Origin of the sequence: Nostoc sp. NMS9 (assembly GCF_017114995.1) — a bacterium.
Lineage (GTDB): Bacteria > Cyanobacteriota > Cyanobacteriia > Cyanobacteriales > Nostocaceae > Nostoc.
The window spans coordinates 15,418-34,990 of sequence record NZ_JABXKL010000047.1 but is presented as its reverse complement, the minus strand read 5'-3'; the positions used below and the strand labels follow the sequence as shown (position 1 = coordinate 34,990).

Annotated in this window: 14 protein-coding genes; 9 read left to right on the top strand and 5 right to left on the bottom strand. The window is 41.9% G+C overall.

Annotated elements, in window-relative coordinates; all coding sequences use genetic code 11:
- Nucleotides 1-174 precede the first annotated feature (174 nt).
- Both grxC and gshB read left to right on the top strand, forming a co-directional pair.
- A complete protein-coding gene (gene grxC / locus HWQ40_RS14890) occupies nt 175-447 on the top strand; it encodes a glutaredoxin 3 (RefSeq protein ID WP_292778974.1) in 273 nt (90 codons plus the stop codon).
- Between the two features lie 237 nt (nt 448-684).
- A complete protein-coding gene (gene gshB, locus HWQ40_RS14885) occupies nt 685-1,659 on the top strand; it encodes a glutathione synthase (protein WP_292778973.1) in 975 nt (324 codons plus the stop codon).
- Between the two features lie 178 nt (nt 1,660-1,837).
- Here the strand turns inward: gshB and HWQ40_RS14880 are convergent, their stop codons facing one another.
- From HWQ40_RS14880 to HWQ40_RS14865, 4 genes are all read right to left on the bottom strand, one after another.
- Nucleotides 1,838-2,020, bottom strand: coding sequence for a hypothetical protein (locus tag HWQ40_RS14880; RefSeq protein WP_292778972.1), 183 nt, complete (start codon nt 2,018-2,020; stop codon nt 1,838-1,840).
- A 249-nt stretch (nt 2,021-2,269) separates the two neighbouring features.
- Complete coding sequence (gene ftsZ / locus HWQ40_RS14875) at nt 2,270-3,586, bottom strand: cell division protein FtsZ (protein WP_292778969.1); 1,317 nt, start codon at nt 3,584-3,586, stop codon at nt 2,270-2,272.
- 60 nt (nt 3,587-3,646) lie between these two features.
- The gene (locus HWQ40_RS14870; protein ID WP_292778966.1) at nt 3,647-3,934 is read right to left on the bottom strand and encodes a hypothetical protein; all 288 of its coding nucleotides are present in this window, start codon (nt 3,932-3,934) and stop codon (nt 3,647-3,649) included.
- A gap of 730 nt (nt 3,935-4,664) precedes the next feature.
- The gene (locus HWQ40_RS14865; protein ID WP_292778963.1) at nt 4,665-5,498 is read right to left on the bottom strand and encodes an FtsQ-type POTRA domain-containing protein; all 834 of its coding nucleotides are present in this window, start codon (nt 5,496-5,498) and stop codon (nt 4,665-4,667) included.
- Nucleotides 5,499-6,384: 886 nt separating this feature from the next.
- Here HWQ40_RS14865 and HWQ40_RS14860 point away from each other — a divergent pair.
- Together HWQ40_RS14860 and HWQ40_RS14855 are read left to right on the top strand one after the other, a co-directional pair.
- On the top strand, nt 6,385-7,716 hold the full coding sequence (locus HWQ40_RS14860; protein WP_292778960.1) for a P-loop NTPase fold protein: 1,332 nt from the start codon (nt 6,385-6,387) through the stop codon (nt 7,714-7,716).
- A 105-nt stretch (nt 7,717-7,821) separates the two neighbouring features.
- Nucleotides 7,822-12,870, top strand: a complete 5,049-nt coding sequence (locus HWQ40_RS14855) for a hypothetical protein (protein ID WP_292779007.1) — start codon at nt 7,822-7,824, stop codon at nt 12,868-12,870.
- Between the two features lie 110 nt (nt 12,871-12,980).
- Here the strand turns inward: HWQ40_RS14855 and HWQ40_RS14850 are convergent, their stop codons facing one another.
- Complete coding sequence (locus HWQ40_RS14850) at nt 12,981-13,328, bottom strand: hypothetical protein (RefSeq protein WP_292778958.1); 348 nt, start codon at nt 13,326-13,328, stop codon at nt 12,981-12,983.
- Nucleotides 13,329-14,113: 785 nt separating this feature from the next.
- Between HWQ40_RS14850 and HWQ40_RS14845 the strand changes: the two genes are divergently transcribed.
- The 5 genes from HWQ40_RS14845 to glyA all read left to right on the top strand — a co-directional run bounded on the left by HWQ40_RS14845 (nt 14,114) and on the right by glyA (nt 19,561).
- The gene (locus tag HWQ40_RS14845; protein ID WP_292778955.1) at nt 14,114-14,950 is read left to right on the top strand and encodes a photosystem II manganese-stabilizing polypeptide; all 837 of its coding nucleotides are present in this window, start codon (nt 14,114-14,116) and stop codon (nt 14,948-14,950) included.
- 907 nt (nt 14,951-15,857) lie between these two features.
- Nucleotides 15,858-16,634 carry an RNA polymerase sigma factor SigF gene (locus HWQ40_RS14840; RefSeq protein WP_104905652.1) on the top strand — a complete coding sequence of 259 codons (777 nt, stop codon included), beginning with the start codon at nt 15,858-15,860 and terminating at the stop codon, nt 16,632-16,634.
- Nucleotides 16,635-16,800: 166 nt separating this feature from the next.
- Nucleotides 16,801-17,655, top strand: coding sequence for a hypothetical protein (locus tag HWQ40_RS14835; RefSeq protein ID WP_292778951.1), 855 nt, complete (start codon nt 16,801-16,803; stop codon nt 17,653-17,655).
- Nucleotides 17,656-17,657: 2 nt separating this feature from the next.
- Complete coding sequence (locus HWQ40_RS14830) at nt 17,658-17,909, top strand: hypothetical protein (RefSeq protein WP_292778948.1); 252 nt, start codon at nt 17,658-17,660, stop codon at nt 17,907-17,909.
- Between the two features lie 368 nt (nt 17,910-18,277).
- Complete coding sequence (gene glyA, locus HWQ40_RS14825) at nt 18,278-19,561, top strand: serine hydroxymethyltransferase (protein WP_292778945.1); 1,284 nt, start codon at nt 18,278-18,280, stop codon at nt 19,559-19,561.
- Nucleotides 19,562-19,573 lie beyond the last annotated feature (12 nt).

Here is a 19,573-nt window from a genome sequence, read left to right as displayed (position 1 = left end):
TGGGTACACTATAAACTAATATCGATATTTTTTACATTACTTAACACTACTTTTATTTATTTTTGCCTAATTACATCAACGGCTTCTGTAGATTAGGTTTATGAAGGGATAAAGCAGCCACAGTCAGTGGCAAAGCTCTAAAATTAAAAAGTATTAAATCAAGTTGAGGACATCATGGCTGCAAAAGTAGAAATTTACACTTGGAGGACTTGCCCGTTTTGCATTCGTGCCAAAAGTTTGCTGAAAAGCAAGGGTGTTGAATTTATCGAATACAGTATTGATGGAGATGAAGTAGCCAGAAATAAAATGGCTCAAAGAGCAAATGGACGCCGTTCTTTACCGCAAATTTTCATCAATGATAATCATGTAGGTGGTTGTGATGATATCCACGCTTTAGACAGTCAAGGCAAGCTGGATGAGCTACTAACTTCTAGCAATAGCCTGTAAGTTTAGAAGATATTGCGCTAGCGACAAGGCGCTGCAAATATACACGGCAGTCGTTACAACTTTAGAAAAACAACGCCCTGCCTTGTCTACGGGCTTTTCCTCACAAAACTGATATCTGTCCACAAGACTTTACCCTCTAGGTTCTACTCAGCAGTACACATGTACATCAATTGGTGAGAGCATCAAGAGATAATAATTGAATAACCATTTAATTTCTTGGTGATTGAGGTATAAAGGGTGAAACTGGCTTTTATCATTGATCCCATCCATCTACTTGACCCATGTCATGATACCAGTGTTGCCCTAATAGAAGCAGCCCAAATCCTGGGACATGAAGTTTGGGTGACTCAGGCAAATCTGCTGAGTGTGGTGGAGGGCAAAGCTTGGGCTGTCCTACAGCGAGTCGAACTTTTACCAGTACAGTTAGTCGAGGGACGCTGGGTAGCGGCGAATCTTTGGTATAAGTTGAGCGATTCCTCCTTAACTTCTTTAGAGACAATGGACGCCGTATTTATGCGGACAGATCCACCTGTCAATGATTCCTACCTCTATGCCACCTACATTCTGGATTATATTGACCAAAATAAAACCTTGGTGATTAACAGTCCCAGTGGCATCCGAGGGGCAAATGAAAAAATGTACGCCCTCCAGTTTACCAAAGCGATTCCAGAAACGATTGTCAGTGCTGATAAGCAGTTTATCCGGCAATTTGTGGAAGCAAAGGGAGCAGGGGTTCTCAAACCGCTGGGTAACAAAGCTGGCGAAGGAATTTTGTTTTTGCAATCAAGCGATCGCAATTTTAACTCCATTGTTGAACTCAGTACCCTCCAAGGTAAAGTGCCAGTAATGGTGCAAACCTATTTACCACAGGCAAAAGCGGGAGATAAGCGAATTATCCTGCTCAATGGCGAACCAATTGGTGCGCTCAATCGCCTCTCTAGCGGAACTGATTTCCGCAATAATATGGCAACTGGTGGTACAGTCGCTAAAACCAAAATTACCCCAAGAGAGTATGAAATTTGTACCCAAGTAGCCGAACGCTTACGCCAAGACGGCTTAATTTTTGTGGGTATTGACGTTATCGGTGGCTACCTAACTGAGGTTAACGTCACTAGTCCTACCGGCATTCGTGAGATTGACCGCCTAGATGGTACTCACCTTGGTCATCAGGTTATTCAATGGATTGAACAGACACTAAAAATCCAAAAATAATTTACATTTATTTATTTTTTGTTTGTTTGATGTTCTATTTCTCAGTAAACAGACCTCTTTCGGACACTTGCATGGGCTGGTTGCCTACGCTACTTGTTTTAAGTAAATATAATTTACTACTTATACGGAATATGAGTTTAGTGGATCGTGGGATCGCCAGAGGTAGATGTATTGATGACTATGACCAGCTATGACGCTCGTGAGGCTCGATGACTCGCTCTAAGCGAACGCGAGTGCGTCTCGCAGAGAAGCCATGCCGTTGGCGAACGTGAGTGCGTGTCGCAGACAAGCCTCTCGTTCGCGTTAGCGTCTCTGAAAGAGAAGAGAAAACTTTACGCTGCGCTATCGGTGATGCATCCATAGTTGGGCAGGTATTTCTATTGTTTTGTTCTGAAAGCATAGCTGGACATGCAAGCCAGTAGACTCCTGCCCAAATTCATTCTATAAAGTAGCGTTGACAAGTTTTTTTACCAATTAGCAAAATTGGGTATGGCAAAAGATTGCTTATCCCTGCCCTTGGTAAAACCCTGGTGGAAGTAGCAGATTTTATACAGCGTTCAGCCTGACCTGATACTGCTAATTTAATCTAAAATCTCAAATCCCAAATCTTTTAATTCCTTGGTGTACGTCGGTTTCTCAGAAAATCAGGTATATCTAATCCAGGTTTTTCTTTTGGTTCTGGAATTGGAGTTGGAGTTGAATTTGGAGTTGGAGTTGAGGTTGGGGGATTAACTGCGGGTTGCTGTGTTGTTGGACGCTTTGAGGTATTAGGTGCTACTCGAACGTTAGCCACGCTTTGTTGTGGCACAGCTTGCAGTTCACCTGTAAATCCGGTGGCAATTACAGTAATTCTTACCTCACCTTGGAGCCTGTCATCAATTACAGCCCCAAAAATAATATTGGCGTTGGGATCAACTACCTCATAGATTGCTTCTGCGGCTGCATTCACTTCATGCAAAGTCAGGTCAGTACCACCTGTGATATTAAATACAACTCCTCTAGCGCCTTCAATAGAACATTCTAGTAACGGTGAAGAAATAGCTGCGATCGCAGCTTCTCTGGCTCTAGATTTTCCAGAGCTAACGCCAATTCCCATCAATGCCGATCCCGCATCTGCCATCACAGCTCGCACATCTGCAAAGTCAACGTTTACCAAACCGGGGATTGTAATGATATCAGAAATACCTTGCACCCCTTGACGCAGCACATCATCTGCATAACGAAAAGCTTCTTGCACAGGCGTTTGTTCGGGGATCACTTCCAGCAGTTTGTTGTTGGGGATAATGATCAGTGTATCTACTCTACTTTTTAGCCCTTGAATACCTTCTTCTGCTTGGCTGGTGCGGCGGCGTCCCTCAAAAACAAATGGACGTGTGACTACACCAACAGTGAGAGCGCCCATTTCTTTGGCCACTTCTGCCACGATTGGTGCTGCACCCGTCCCAGTACCACCCCCCATACCGGCAGTGATAAATACTAAATCTGCACCCTCTAAAGCCGTAGCTATTTCGTCCCGCGATTCTTCAGCTGCCTTTTGACCGATGGCAGGATTACCACCTGCTCCTAAACCCCGTGTTAGCTTCTGCCCAATTTGCAATCGACTTGGAGCGCCAGCTAAGGTAAGAGCTTGGGCATCAGTGTTAATTGACCAAAACTCTACCCCAGAGACATCAGACTCGATCATGCGGTTAACAGCATTGCCACCACCACCACCGACACCAATCACTTTGATGTTGGCGACCCGACCAGGAACAATCTCGCCAATTCGGCTATTTTCTGGAGAAATTTTCTTATTATCGTGATTTTGCCCGAAGTTCAGCCCAGAGTTATTAAAGGGATTGGTCGAGTTAACTGCCAGAGAAAACCCCGGCTGTCCCGTAGATTGGGAATTCTTATAGTTAAGTCCTTGGTTATTATCAAGTGTCATTGGATTTGTGAAAGGGTAGATAAACGACTTTTTCAGGTGTTATTCACCTAAGAGTCAACTTTAGTTTGACAATGCCACAATACTATGGCGTTGTTCTTTATTGTTTTCACTACTGCCAAGCCTAACAGAATTGGCAGTGCGAAAATTTGCTATAGGATAAGCTTTTAACACAGCCGATCGCACAGCCAATTCTAGAGAAGTATACCTATATTTATCTAAAACTGACCTGTATAACTTCAACCAGATATTAATCTCTTCATTATTCTCAGCAGAGGGCATAACTTGTAAAGACACACTACAGCGTATCTTCTCTGCCTCAATAATAATATTGTTAATAGGTTTCACCATTGGGGATGATTGGAACTTTAGACACAAAATTTACCTTCTACTTACTTATTCTTAAGGTTAAACTAAGCAAGAATTTACTTGTCAGACTATACCTGATTAATTTGTTGTTTGGGTGGTCTCAATGGACACTTTGTTGGAGCAATAGTCTATCCTACAAGAACCCTGACTAGTGCGGCCAACAAATCAAGATTTCCTAAGAGATTTCGTCACCTAATAGGAATTACAGCACAGAGCAGTCCAAACTTATTGGCCAAAAGTAATGCTTACACAACTTTGGGTGGCATTTTTCGTTACAGATTGAAACTTCGGTAAACTGTCTTTGGAAGTGTCCTCAACAGACCAAAGTCAGAGCCTTTTTGCCTCTGCACTTGGATGGCGGCATAAACCGTTCTCATCAGTGCTCTCTGCTCACGAGTCTGAATCTGAATGAAAAGCTCAAGCAATTTTCTCTTTTTTGCACTGGGTTTAGTCAAAGAATGTATGGGCAGAAGGCGTTTTGTACGCTATAGACCATCATTAGACTGTTTGACATCTTGCACCCTACTATTAGATGTTAGGGTAACAATTGAGAGTCTGTTACTCGCAATAGAGATTTTATGATTGATCTTCTCATTTTAATTAGAAGTTAATGCCGATTTTCGGGCAATTTGCTGGAAAACTGAAAATAATAAATATATTTATCAGCATAAAGCTTCTTAATTTACTATGAGCTATCAAAATAATAAACACGCTAGATGTTTTTAGGGATTTGGGGAGTTAATTTTTGGTCTTTTTGGTTCATTTGTACTAATGGGAATTCGGGATTTTTCAGATCAATATACTCTATTTGACTAGAATTAAATTTTGTTGCTAAATGGCGCATTTGGGCGAGTAACTTAATTTGTTCAGATAATTGGGGGCCTGGAACACCAAGATGCACATTTCCTAATTCGGTTTTCAAAATTAAATTTGTTGGATTTCGGCAATCAATTTCCATCACTTTCACGGGACTTTGGCTCACAGCTTCATGGAGTTGAGTCCAGTAAAGGCAGTATTGATTTGGCGAACCAATTACTCTGAGATTGGGTAATTTTCTAGTAGGATTCAGTAATGTATATTTTTCTAAAGGCATCCAGGCCCCACTTGCATCTAGCAAGCCGATTGTTACTTTTTTGTTGCCACGTGTTTGAGTTACCGCTACAGGTACTCGTTCTTGGATTTCAATGATTAATCCAGGAGGAAATAGGCGGCGTCTGACGATCGCTTGGGCAATAGTTGGTTGTTTCTTCAAAGATTTAGCGATCGCTGACGGTTCAATCCGCCACAAAGACTGAGGGTAAGACAGCACCAACAATGACTGAGTTGTTTGATCTGACAGCAATTTATTGCCTGATTTCATCACTATTTGTTTGGGAGCCTTTAGCATCCACAGCGGTTGAACTGCCACCCACAACAATCCACTCGCCAAACCAGTAATGGCAAAGGTTCGCCAAATAGCTTGAATAATTTTCATCTGCCGCTGCCGACGCAATTTCTGACGACGCTGGGCTAGATGCGTGCGGGAAACTGATATTATGCCAGCCATTCACACCCCTTTTTGATTGCAATCTAAATTCATTATTAATTTCAGTAAACACTGTTGGCATCTTTTAGCCGCTCTCTTCAAAACTTTTTTTATTTTTAGTAATACTTTACAGTAACTACACAATGATTATGGTGCTAGTCATTATTCCTATTAAAGTTTCCGGTGTCCATTTTTAACTGACTGTAGTCTTTTTGACAAGTTATTTTTGAAGATTTTTCCTTAAAGATTACAAAATATTAATTGAGATGTGTGGGATTTTGCTTTCTTGACAAATAGAATGTTAAATGATATACAAGTATTCCTATATCTCTGTATACCTTGCTATAATTCATACCAGTCAGACCCATCAGCTATCCAAACTGAGAACCATGAAAATTTGTAGCTTTTTTTACTTACTCCCTAAGCCATATAATTTTGTGGCAGGTCAAACAGAAGGGAGAGATTGTCAAAACCTCAATAGCAGGTGTAAAAAGGACAGATATGCTTAAGACCTGACGGGTTGAATGGTACGAATAAAAGATGAAATCCTTGCCAGGTAAGGGTATAGGGGGTAGGGTGTAGATTCGGAAAAAATCAAGAAAAGTAAAAATAAGTGCGAACACAAATAAATTTCTTTGCTACGCAATGCTGGCACAAACGTCACTATACCCCACATCCTACACCCCACACCCAAAATCTTTGCAGATAATTGGTTTGCATTATCTTAGTGCCATTCGCTATTAGGGTCAATTAAATCTCTACCATACTACTGACAGTAATCTGGCAACAAGTGCTGTCTTTTGCAAGACACTACCACCTTGCAAGTAAATCCTGTGTCTACATCTAGATAGGGATTATTTGTATAAAAAATCCAAACTAAACTGCATCTACATAAACCTGTACATACATGAAAACGACATTAAATTTGTCACGTTTTTATAAAGCATGTAACCCTAGCTACACGCTAAATATAAGTAACGTACTAGATCGGCAGTATTACATAGATTTTGCTGATGTACGTGGTTGCAAGATTGTCGAAGAATTGCAACGAACTATCATTCGTATTTCTCCTGACGAGCCAACCTGTCAGTTATTTACGGGTCATATCGGCTGCGGTAAGTCAACGGAATTGCAGCGCCTCAAGACAGAACTAGAATTGGCAGGATTTCATGTGGTTTATTTTGAGTCCAGTCAAGACTTAGACATGGCAGATATTGATATCAGCGATATTTTGCTGAGTGTAGCCCGTCAAGTCAGTGCCAGTTTAGAAGGGATTAGCATCAAACTCAAACCTGGTTACTTTACCAATTTGTTTAAAGAAGTAGGCGATTTTTTGCAAAGCCCCATAGAGCTTTCTGGACAAGCAGAGTTGTCCTTGGGTATTGCCAAAATTACCGCGAAAACTAAAGATAGCACCCAGATGCGGAATCAACTGAGGCAATATCTGGAACCACGTACCAATAGTATTTTGCAGGCGATTAACGAAGAGATTTTAGAAAAGGCTGTTGAACAGCTAAAGCTAAGGGGTCAAAAAGGACTGGTAGTAATTGTAGATAATTTGGATCGAGTGGATATGCGTCCCTTAGCATCCGGGCGATCGCAACCAGAATATCTCTTCATTGACCGAGGCGAACAGTTACGCCGACTTAAATGCCACCTAGTTTACACAATTCCCCTAACGTTAATTTTCTCCAATGAGTATGAGACACTAAAAAATCGTCTGGGGGGAGGGATTGCACCAAAAGTACTACCGATGGTATTAGTGCGGCAAAGAGATGGCAGTGACTACGAACCAGGAATGTCACTAGTGCGCCAGTTAGTTCTAGCTAGAGCTTTTCCAGAAGTTCCTTTGAATAGCAGACTGTTATTAATTACAGAATTATTCGATCACTCCCAAACCTTGGATCGTCTATGTCGTGTTAGCGGTGGTCACATTCGTAACTTATTGGGCTTACTTTATAGCTGCCTGCAACGACAAGATCCGCCTTTTTCTAGGGATTGCTTGGAAGCAGTGATTAAGGATTATCGCGACGATCTGCTATTAGCTATTGATGAATCCCAGTGGGAATTACTGTTTGAAGTAGTACAGCAGCAGAGAGTTAAAGGTGAGTCTGACTATCAGAGCTTACTAAGAAGTATGTATTTGTTTGAATATCGTGATCCTGTGGGGCGCTGGTTTGGCATCAGTCCAGCCTTGGCAGAAACAGAAAAAGTTTTGGCTTGGCAACAAAACAAGTAACATTCAATTGTCATTTGTCATTGGTCATTTGTTAGTGAACTAATGACCAATGCCCCATATCCAATGCCTAATACCCCATATCCAATGCCTAATACCCCATATCCAATGACTAATGACAAACAGCTACGCGTCTACACCAAAGAAAATCAGCATACTTTACAAAGATTGATTAGAGCGATCGCACTTTCTGAAGGTCAATTTGCTCTGATTTTAGTTCGATGCAACTATGGGCGATTACGTGAGCAAATGTTAGAGAATATTCGCTCTAACACCAAAGAAATTAATATCAGAGAAATCGTTCTCAATCCATCAACTACTTCTTTACACAGCACAATAATCTCAGAACTATCTTTAGATAATCCTGCCGTCCTTACAGACTCTTTACCGTCTGCTGTAATGATTTTCGGTATTGAGTCAACTACCGACCTAGAAAACTTACTTACAGGTGTCAACCAAGCACGAGATATCTATGCTGCTACTTTTCCATTTCCAGTGGTGTTGTGGCTACAGGATGAAGTAGCATCATTGCTTTCAAGATTAGCGCCTGATTTCAAAAGCTGGGCTGCAACCACTATTAAATTTGAAATGGCCAAAGCAGATTTAATTGCTTTGATATCTCAAGAGGAAGAATCTCTATTTGCCAAAGTTTTAGAAGCAGGTGCTGAAACGTTCTTATCTAATGCCTTCCTAGATTTAGATCCTAAGTCGCAACACCGCCATGAAATAGAATCAGCCCGTAATGATTTGCTGCGCCTGTATGGCGTTAAATTAACACCAGGATTAGAAGCTAGTTTAGAATTTGTGTTGGGGCGAGATAAATACGCCAACGATCAAATTAATGGTGCTTTAGCCAATTATCAAAGAAGCCTAGCATTATGGCAGCAGGAAGCGAGGAGAGTAGCAGAGTGGGAGAGTAATTCTTCTTTGCCCCTCTCATCCCCTCACCCTATGCCCCCCTCATCTTTACTCAAGCAAGCAATAGTACTATTCCACCTAGGGCTTTGTTATCACCGAATGGCAGATTTATACCAGAATACTAGTAGCTATTGTGAACATGCTCTGTCGTGGTTTAAACAATGCTTGGAGCTATTGGAGGAGGTACAAAGAGAAGACTTAGTTGCTAAATTCATTTTGCCTGCTTGTGAAATGCTGCAACGTTTACAAGCCTGGGATGACTTAAAAGAATTAGCTCAAAAGTCATTATACTTACATAAAACTTATGGAACTCCCGCACAAGTTGCTCAAAATTATGGTTTTTTGGCAAATGTGGCGGCTTCAGAATCGAATTGGGTACTGGCTCATGAATTAGCAAATACAGCGCTTTCTATATCCGAAGAAGTAACACAAGTTTCTCTGCGAGACGCTTTGCGAAGACGACGACAAGAAAGTTGGTATCTTCTCTTGCTAGCACGCACACAACGGCATTTGGGTGAGTGCGAGGAAGCTATCAATAACTTGGAATGGGCGAGGGTAGTTTGTGAGCTACAACATCAGCCATTACTTTACTTAGAGATTTTAGAGGAACTGCGATCGCTTTACTTTTTTGAGTGTCATAACTATACAGAAGCCTTTAAGCTGAAGCAAGAAAAAATTAAAATAGAACATCAGTATGGCTTTCGTGCCTTTATTGGAGCAAGTCAATTACAGCCACAACGCCCCAGGATTAACCCAGTACTAGAACCTCACAAAATACCGTTTATTCCTGAAGAAATTGCTCAAGAAATATCTGCTTCTGGACGGCAACAAGATGTCAATCGCTTAATTGAAAGAATTGCCCGGGCTGACTACAAACTCACAGTTATTTATGGGCCATCAGGTGTAGGTAAAAGTTCAATTCTCAAAGCTGGTTTAGTCCCAGCACTCAAGGGAAAAGTTATCGGTGAACGCATTCCTATACCGATTGTTTTGTCTGTTTATACTGATTGGATAACAATCTTGAGCAGCAGTATCAACCAAGCGCTAGCATACACAGGAATATCGGTTAATATTGACTCTACACCCACCATAATACTAGAAAGAATTCGGTTAGCATGTGAGCGCAATTATACAATAGTTATCATATTAGACCAGTTTGAAGAATTTTTCTTTGTTAGTAATCCTCCTACACAAAGAATAGAATTTTATAAATTTTTTAGTGAATGTTTAAACATTTCTTATGTAAAAATTATTCTTTCATTACGAGAAGATTACTTGCATCATTTATTAGAGTTTGAACGTTTGAGTCAGAAAAATAGTACTGGAGTATATGATTTAGGAGTAATTAATAAAAATATTCTTGATAAGGACATTCGCTACTATTTAGGAAAATTCTCTAGCCAAGATGCCAAAGCCATAATTCACAGTCTGACTCAACGTTCACATTATGAACTAAGTGAGGAATTAATTAACCGATTAGTCCAGGATTTGACAGGAGAACTAGACGAAGTACATCCAATTGAATTACAAATAGTCGGTGCTCAACTACAAATAGAAAACATTACGACACTTGCAGAATATAAGCTTTGTGGTGGCTCGGCAAAATTGGTGGAACGCTGGTTAGGGGAAGTTATCAAAGACTGCGGTCAAGAGAACGAAGAGTTAAGTTGGAAATTATTATTTGAGTTAACAGATGAAAAGGGGACGCGACCTTTAAAAACTAAAGCTGATTTAGCGGCTGCATTAGTTAATAATTATGATATAGATACGATATCAAGCTTTGACAAAGTTGGAGAACTGATTTTAGAAATATTGGTGGGTTCAGGCTTGGTATTGCGAGTTAGAGAAGAGTTAGGCGATCGCTACCAGTTGGTTCACGATTATTTAGTTGAACCAATTCGCCAAAAGAACAACTATGGTATGCTCGCCGAATTAGAAAAAATTAAACTTGAAAAAACTAGAGCCGAAGCAGCCCAACAACTTAGTCAAAAGCAACTAAATTTGGTATTGCAACGACGACTGCGGGAAGCACGGATAGCAGGTGCAATCCTAGCAATTATGGGGGGAACAATAGCAGCATTATGGTGGCAAGCCGATTTACAAAAAAGAGCAGCAGTCCGCCAAACTCTACGAGCTGAACGCAGTGAAACCAACTTGAAAATTAGTGGAATCGCTGCTGCTAGTCAAGCTTTGTTTGCCTCTAATAAAGAATTTGATGCCCTATTAGAAGGTTTGCGGGCTTGGAGAGGACTTAAACAGGCAGAGATCGTGCAGCCAGATACCCGAATGCGGGTAGTGACAGCCTTGCAACAAGCAGTTTATGGGGTAACTGAGGTTAACCGCCTGGAAGGGCACACCGATGTTGTCTGGGGAGTAACTTTCAGCCCGGATGGTCAGTTGCTAGCATCAGGTAGCCTAGATCAGACGGTGAAACTTTGGCGTCCTGATGGAACCTTACTCCAAACCCTTAAAGGTCACACTGATGCTGTTAATTGTGTAAGTTTCAGCCCGGATGGTCAAACCCTAGCGTCGGCCAGCCTTGATAAAACAGTGCAAATCTGGCACAAAAACTCGGTTACAGGTGAATTTGACCCCAAGCCATATAAAACCTTGAAAGGTTACGGTGATTGGGTTTATAGCGTTAATTTCAGTCCTGATGGCGAATTGTTAGCTACTGGCAGTAAGGATACAACCGTAAAACTCTGGCGCAAAGACGGTAGCTTAGTAAAAATACTGAGAGGACATCAAGGGTCAGTTAACTGGGTAAACTTCAGTCCTGATGGTCAATTCATTGCCTCGTCCAGCGACGACAAGACAGTGAAAATCTGGCGACGGGACGGTAGCCTTGTTACAACTTTGCTGGGACATCAAAAAGGTGTGACTGTAGCTGTTTTCAGCCCAGACGGTAAATTGTTGGCATCAGCAGGTCAAGATAAAACAGTGAAACTTTGGCAGAGGGAGAGTAACAGTACCAAAGACGGTTTTGACTTTCGTCCTTACAAAACTTTACGGCAGCATAGCAAAACAGTGTGGAGTTTGAGCTTTAGTTCCGATAGTAAAAAGTTAGCTTCCGCAGGTGAAGACAAAACCATAAACCTCTGGAGTATTACTGGTACTTTACTCAAAACCTTCAAAGGACACAGCAATTATGTTGTCAGTTTAGCTTTCAGTCCAAATAACAAATTGCTAGCCTCAGGAAGTTACGACAAAAGCGTGAAACTATGGAGTTTAGATGCGCCAACACCGTCTATTCTTCAAGGGCATCGGAACCGAGTTTTGAGCGTTGCTTGGAGTCCCGACGGCCGGATGCTAGCTTCTGGTAGTCGCGATCGCACTGTAAAACTTTGGCAACGATACACCAGTAGTGGCGAGGTCAAAACCCGACTTTACAAAACTTTAGTGGGGCATACAAATGAAGTTACCAGTGTCAGTTTTGACCCCAAAGGTGAAATGCTGGCTTCAGGAAGTTTTGACAAAACAGTAAAACTTTGGCGGTTGGATGGTACTTTAATTATGACTCTCCACGGGCATAGCAATAGTGTGATGAGCGTGAATTTCAGTCCTAATGGTCAGTTTTTGGCATCAGCTAGCAAAGATAAAACAGTGAAACTTTGGAACCGTGAGGGCAAGTTGCTCAAAACCTTAGTGGGGCATCAGGATTCGGTAAATAGCGTCAACTTCAGCCATGATAGTCAGGTTTTAGCCTCTGCCAGTGATGACCAAACTGTTAAACTTTGGCAACGGGATGGTACATTGTTAAAAACTTTCTCGCCCCATGACAGCTGGGTGACAGGTGTCAGTTTTAGTCCCACTGACGAGTTACTGGCTTCTGCCAGCTGGGATAACACCGTAAAACTGTGGCGACGCGATGGTACATTGTTAAAAACCTTATTAAAAGGGTACAGTGATAGCGTCAATGCGGTGACTTTTAGCCCCAATGGTGAATTACTCGCCGCCGCCAGTTGGGACAGTACAGTGAAACTCTGGAGTCCTGAAGGCAAGTTAATTAAAAGTCTTAATGGGCATCGCGCTGGGGTATTAAGTGTCAGTTTTAGCCCGGATGGTCAAACACTAGCATCAGCAAGTACTGACAACACGATAATTCTGTGGAATTTACATCTTGACGATCTGCTTGTTCGTGGTTGCGATTGGGTAGGTGATTACCTTAAGCACAATCACAATCTTGAAGAGCGCGATCGCCTTCTTTGTGATGGGATAACCCGTACAAACCCTTTTTAATTACGAATTACGAATTAGGTTGAAGCCTCAATGAGCAACCGCTCTTGGTTTAGCGGTTGATGAGGCGATCAGAGTTATTAATTCACAGCTAGAAATAAATTTCGAGCTAATCAGCCAAAAGAGCGATCGCTCTCCAAAACTTCATGGCTATTTTCTTCGGGAGCCTCTTGTGGCAAATTTGCTAAAAAGGCTTGTAGCCTCATGCGCTCAATATAGGGCCAGCCTCCCTCAGACTCAATATCTTTCAGCAGTGAGTAAAGTTGGCGACGGTTAACAGGTAAACTCTCTTGAAAAACCCCATCCCGGATCTCTCGGTGTAACTGCTCTAATTGCCGCAGCAAAGCCAAAAGAGCTACAGTATCGCCTTCACAAGCTGTAGCAGCATCATACACCACAGTCGCGATCGCTTGCAGTTTACCAGACAACTTCTCTGATTCAATATTTTTGTGATCGTTCATGCCACCCTTTGCGTATAAATGAGGTCAACTCAAATTTACCGGAGATTTTTAATTTTCCCTAGTTTGTCAGTTGTCTCCCTGTTACCGTATTTCCTCACTTGCCCTAGTTAGGGGTGAATATAACTAGATTTGTATCTTTATCAAAAGCAATTGCGATCGCTCCAAAAAGAGCGTAGTAACCTTTAGCATAGGCTCTACAGAAGCTAGATGCGATCGGGAGGAGACTTTCTTGGATTTTGAGAACTTTGATTTTGAGTTAAAAAAAATCGTATGATCTGGCTGATTTACCCATCCAACAATGGGCTGTATGTAGTGGCGTCACATACATGATACAAAAAGACTTGGGCGACGCCGCTTTTGCCATCAGCAAAAGCAAGTGCGAAGCAGACACCCCTGTTCGCACTCTTCGAGGCAAGCATTTATGCTGCTCTGTGTGAGGCTTACTCATCCACTTGCCCAACTTTAACAAATGCCACCAACAGTAAAACTGCTGGTTTTTTGCTCCCCTAGTGACACACATCCAAAATGGATGCAGTGTGCTACTTAGTCTGGTGTTTACACCCCAAGCTCAAGAGAGCGACACGTTTAACTACGTTTAGCAACAGAAAAGTTTGAGCAACGGCTGACAACCTAGACACCCGAACACTTGCTTCAACTCTCTCAATCAGAGCAAAGCCGTGTCCGATCAAAGGTAGCTTTTCGCAGAGTAGCGGCTTCTCATCAGAGATCAAAGCTTCGATGCAGTTTTACAACTTAGATATTAATTTTTGAGATTGAGGTTGACCATGAGGTATCGCGCTTTAATTGTTGCATTCTTGGCTTTGTGCCTGGGGCTAATAACTGCTTGTAGTGATGCTCCTGCTAGTAGTAGTAGTAGAGATGTACTCACTTACGATCAAATTCGCGGGACTGGCTTGGCTAACAAATGCCCCCAACTAGCAGAAACACGCCGTGGCTCCATTCCCATTGATTCTAGCCAGTCATACACCATCAAAGAACTTTGCTTAGAACCAACTAGCTTCTTCATCAAAGAAGAACCTGCTAATAAACGCCAAGAAGCAGAATTTGTTGCTGGCAAATTGTTGACCAGATACACTTCCACCATTGACCAGGTGCAAGGCAACCTAAAAATCAACTCAGATAATAGCCTGACCTTTGTGGAAACTGATGGTCTTGACTTCCAAGCCATCACTGTGCAACTTCCTGGTGGTGAGCGAGTACCTTTCTTGTTCACCATCAAGAACTTGGTTGCTCAAAGCCAACCTAGTTTGACCAGTATTAACACCTCCACGGACTTTGAAGGCACTTTCAAAGTTCCTTCCTATCGTGGTGCTGCCTTCCTAGATCCCAAAGGCCGTGGTGTCGTCAGTGGCTACGATAATGCCGTGGCTCTCCCCGCCCAAGCAGATGATGAAGAACTTACCCGCACTAACGTCAAGCGTGCTGAAAATCTTAATGGCAAGATTTCTCTGCAAATCGCTAAAATAGATGGCTCTAGTGGTGAAATTGCTGGTACTTTCGAGAGCGAACAGCCATCTGATACAGATTTAGGTGCTGGCGAACCTAAAGAAGTCAAGATTCGCGGTCTATTTTATGGACGGGTTGAACCGACACGTGGCTAAATCCTCGCAAGTAAAGCAACTGACTGGCACTCAGAACGACAATTCTGTAAGTATCAGACTTGATCGCAAAAGTTAATCTACCTACCCTCTTTTTTAAAGAGGGTAGATAGATTTTTTACAAAAATCGGGAAAAGTTAAATCTGAGCAAAATAGCCCTGGCAATTGGAAAAATTTTTATCCCTCAGTCTTAGGGAACTCCAAAAAATAAATTATCCCAATTTCTAGACTTAACACGACTGTTCCTCGCCCCTGCCCCCTGCCCCCTGCCCCCTGCCCCCTGCCCCCTGCCCCCTGCCCCCCTGCCTAAATGCGATGGGATATTTTTTTAGTTGGAAGTCCCTTATGGGTCACTTGATTCACCCCTTTAACCTTTTCCCTTTCATTAAAACACTATAGACTTAAGTACAAAAAAGGGTGAGATGCCCTTTTTTTATTGGCATTGCGTAAATATACATAAGATTTTTTTTAAATTATTAGTAATTTTTAATTATTGGATAAATTTTCGTGGAAAGAGTACGTAATTTCACTGAAAATCTAACTTTTGCTTATCAAACAAAAGCTCAACTACTGTTGTTTTGTTTCTCTAAATTAACTTCATCATTAATTAGTTCAAGTTAAGTACAATCTCGGTTTGATATTTAGTGATTAATTTTATATTTTATTCCTATGTGGTTCTAAAAAAGCTACAGACCATACCAAAGATAAATAACCAACTAAATAGCGATTTCGCCCATTTAAATTTTGCTCGATTGTCAAGTAACCTATGGAGTTTTGATAGAAAATCTTTATTATCTACCATAGCAAATGCTTAGGAAATATAGTGCAATATTTCCTTTAATATCGTGCGATCGCAGCTGAATTTAAAAGCGAATAATTGATTCTTTATTTGCTCAATAAACCCGGTGCTATGCCTACCACAGTCACCACTGAACTAAAGCACGAAATTTGGCAGTTGTTGCGAGAATATCAGCAATCTCCGTCAGAAAATATCCGCAATCAACTGGTAAAACTCAATTTTGGACTTGTGAGAAAAGAAGCTCACTATTGGACAAATCAATGTCATGAAACCTACGATGATTTGCTCCAAGTTGGATGTTTGGGTTTAATCAGAGCTATTGAAAGATTTGAAATTTCCAAGGGACATGCCTTCAGCTCCTATGCTCTTCCCTATATTCGGGGTGAAATTCAACACTATCTCCGAGATAAAGGTGTCACCGTGCGAATTCCTCGGAGATGGTTAGCGCTCCAACAGCAAGCAATAGGAGTATCACGTTCTTGGCGTGAAAAACACAATCGTCAACCAACCGACTCGGAATTAGCAGCAGCACTGGAAATTTCTCCAAATGAATGGCAAGAAATTAAATTAGCATGGGTCAATCGCGCTCCTTTGAGTCTTGATGTGCCAATCCAAGATGGAGAAGAAGGTTCTACCTGCTTGGGAGAATTGGTTCCAGATCCTCACTATCGCAGCTTTCAACTGGCACAAGAAGACCAACTTCGCTTACAACAAGCGTTGGTTCAGCTAGAAAAACGCACCCGCGATGTGTTGGAATGTGTGTTTTTGCAAGATTTGACCCAAAAACAAGTTGCAGAACATCTGGGCATCAGTGTAGTAACGGTTTCCCGTAGAGTCAAGAAAGGACTGGATTTGATGAAAGAGCTTATGGGTGTGGCAGAAGATTGACTGCAAACAAATACAAAACCGCAGTTATACTGCGTGGGCAGTGCTAAAAATCACCCTTGAAATTTAAAAAATTAGGTTATAAAGGGAACATACTTTGCCTTTGATCCAAATTTTAGGCATGTTGATTTCCACTTTTCAATTTTCCAATGGCTTTTGAGAAAGGCTCATGGGCATAACTTCAAAAATTACAATTGCAGCTATTCTAACTTTGGCGATCGCCGGATGTGCTTCTGAAGATACACAACAAGCCATCAATCCTGTGCCAATTCCCAAAATAGCAAAAAAGTCGCCACCAGCGGCTCAATCCTTTAAGAATCCAGTGATAGCGCCTAAACAGGTCTCACAAGTTAATCTTGCATCTGTTAACTTGATTCAATCCACTAATGCTACAGAGCGGGCACGAGAACTTGTGGTATCAAAAGACCGAAGCGATCCTTTTGCACAAATTTTCGGGCAGACTCTTCCCGGAATGGCTAAAGCATCTGGAAGACCAGTTCCCGTGTTGCCTAAGCTACCTACTGCATCAATAGCAGTACGAAAACTTCCAACACGCAGCATCGCTTTAAATCCAAAAAAGAAAAATAACGTTTCTTCTCTCCCAAAAAAAGTCAATCCTACCTTGACTTCAGTGTTGCCTAAAGTTTTGCCTCAAGTTGTCCCCAACCCCACTTTAGTCTCTGTATTGCCACCGCCAGCACAGCCTGAGTTAGCAAGGGCAGTAGTTGTGACTGGTGTAGTTCTAATTAGTAAAGAACCACAGGCAATTATCAAAGTACCCGATGAGCCGACAAGTCGGTATGTACAGGCGGGACAGCGATTAGCAAATGGCGTACTGATTAAACGTATTGAAATGAATCAGGGCTACAACCCCATCGTGATTTTGGAACAATATGGTATTGAAGTTGCCAAAATGGTAGGGGAAGGGGCTGTCAAATCAACGTCGTCAGCTGCATCTGCTAGCGGCAATGCTATTTCAGTGACAACGCCCCCCCAAAATACCTTTAATGTGGGAGCTTCATAAAGATGGAGACTAAGGAAAAAGTTGAATTCGCTGGTTTGCCTTTAGCTGTTTATAGAGAAATAGCAGCTCATTTATGTCAAGTCGAAGCGGTGGAAGTGGATTTAATTCCTCAATCATCTCAACAGTTTGATTATAATCAAAGTCAAATTGCTGGCTTAAGCGTCTCGTGGACAGCAAACTCTAGCTTAGAAAATCGGCAACGAGTTAACCAGATTTTGGCTTACTATCAAAATCGCTATATGAATCCTATTTGATTTTTTGATTTGTGAGAATTGCAACCCGCAGAACCCCGACTTCTTTAATAAGTCGGGGTTCTTGTTGTTCACTCTACAGAGCAGCGATCGCAGTAAGCATTATTTAACATAGGTTCATAAAGAATACTGTCTAACGACCTCACAACACGCAGCAAGGTGAGGATTTCAAAAAGCAACGTTATGATAATTAATGCATTAATCGAGCTTGGGTCTAATAATAAATAAGTTGGCACAAATAAACCTCCAGAGTACGGAGACGATTAATCGCCTCTGTACAGCAGTCAAAAACCATTGCTCTTGACTGTATATCTAGGTGATGCGTCCAACCAAAATCAGCCGTTGTACAAATTTCCATAAGGATAATTCAAGTGACTAGGACTAATTCAGACTTTCTTTCTTCCAGCGATCCGGCGATTGCAGGGTTAATCAACGACGAACTACAGCGTCAGCAAGACCATTTGGAGTTGATTGCTAGTGAAAACTTTACCTCTGCTGCTGTACTGGCGGCTCAAGGTTCGGTACTGACAAATAAATATGCTGAGGGTTTACCTGGTAAACGCTACTATGGCGGTTGTGAGTTTATCGACAAAATTGAGCAACTAGCGATCAACCGTGCTAAACAGATATTTGGGGCTGCTCATGCCAATGTCCAACCCCATTCTGGCGCACAAGCCAATTTTGCTGTGTTCCTGTCACTCCTAGAACCAGGGGACAAAATTATGGGGATGGATTTGTCTCATGGAGGACATCTTACCCACGGTTCCCCTGTAAATTTTTCAGGTAAGTGGTTCCAAGTTAGTCACTACGGTGTCAGTCAACAAACAGAACAACTTGACTACGATCAAATTCGTGAGCTGGCGCTGAGGGAGCGTCCTAAGCTCTTGATTTGTGGTTATTCGGCTTATCCTCGTATAATTGACTTTGAAAAGTTCCGTAATATTGCTGATGAAATCGGCGCTTACTTACTTGCCGATATTGCTCACATTGCTGGTTTAGTTGCCAGTGGTCTTCATCCTGATCCCATTCCTCACTGTCACGTAGTAACAACAACTACCCATAAGACTTTACGCGGCCCTAGAGGTGGTTTAATCTTGACTGGCGACGCAGAACTAGGTAAAAAGCTAGATAAATCTGTTTTTCCTGGCAGCCAAGGCGGGCCATTAGAACACGTTATTGCTGCCAAGGCAGTAGCTTTTGGAGAAGCCCTCAAGCCTGAATTTAAAACTTATTCTGCCCAAGTGATTGAAAATGCTCGTGCTTTGGCCGAACAACTGCAAAATCGTGGTTTAAAGTTAGTATCTAACGGCACTGACAATCATTTAATCTTGGTAGATTTACGCTCTGTAAGTCTAACTGGTAAGCAGGCAGATCAGTTAGTCAGTACTGTGAATATTACTGCTAACAAGAATACTATTCCCTTTGATCCGCAGTCGCCATTTGTTACCAGCGGTCTGAGGTTAGGTTCGCCTGCAATGACTACGCGAGGTTTAGGAGTAGCAGAATTTACCGAAATTGCAAATATTATTAGCGATCGCTTACTTTCTCCAGATTCGGACATAGTAACCCAAGATTGTCGGCAACGGGTAGCGGCATTGTGCGATCGCTTCCCCTTATATCCTCACCTGGAAATTCCTGTACCAGCACTAGCATAATTGGGCATGGGG

Coding starts and splice junctions, on each gene's coding strand:
- grxC (WP_292778974.1), top strand. CDS start 175: ATGGCTGCAAAAGTAGAAATTTACACTTGGAGGACTTGCCCGTTTTGC.
- HWQ40_RS14880 (WP_292778972.1), bottom strand. CDS start 2,020: ATGGATGCATCACCGATAGCGCAGCGTAAAGTTTTCTCTTCTCTTTCA.
- ftsZ (WP_292778969.1), bottom strand. CDS start 3,586: ATGACACTTGATAATAACCAAGGACTTAACTATAAGAATTCCCAATCT.
- HWQ40_RS14870 (WP_292778966.1), bottom strand. CDS start 3,934: ATGGTGAAACCTATTAACAATATTATTATTGAGGCAGAGAAGATACGC.
- HWQ40_RS14865 (WP_292778963.1), bottom strand. CDS start 5,498: ATGGCTGGCATAATATCAGTTTCCCGCACGCATCTAGCCCAGCGTCGT.
- HWQ40_RS14860 (WP_292778960.1), top strand. CDS start 6,385: ATGAAAACGACATTAAATTTGTCACGTTTTTATAAAGCATGTAACCCT.
- HWQ40_RS14855 (WP_292779007.1), top strand. CDS start 7,822: ATGACTAATGACAAACAGCTACGCGTCTACACCAAAGAAAATCAGCAT.
- HWQ40_RS14850 (WP_292778958.1), bottom strand. CDS start 13,328: ATGAACGATCACAAAAATATTGAATCAGAGAAGTTGTCTGGTAAACTG.
- HWQ40_RS14845 (WP_292778955.1), top strand. CDS start 14,114: ATGAGGTATCGCGCTTTAATTGTTGCATTCTTGGCTTTGTGCCTGGGG.
- HWQ40_RS14840 (WP_104905652.1), top strand. CDS start 15,858: ATGCCTACCACAGTCACCACTGAACTAAAGCACGAAATTTGGCAGTTG.
- HWQ40_RS14835 (WP_292778951.1), top strand. CDS start 16,801: ATGGGCATAACTTCAAAAATTACAATTGCAGCTATTCTAACTTTGGCG.
- HWQ40_RS14830 (WP_292778948.1), top strand. CDS start 17,658: ATGGAGACTAAGGAAAAAGTTGAATTCGCTGGTTTGCCTTTAGCTGTT.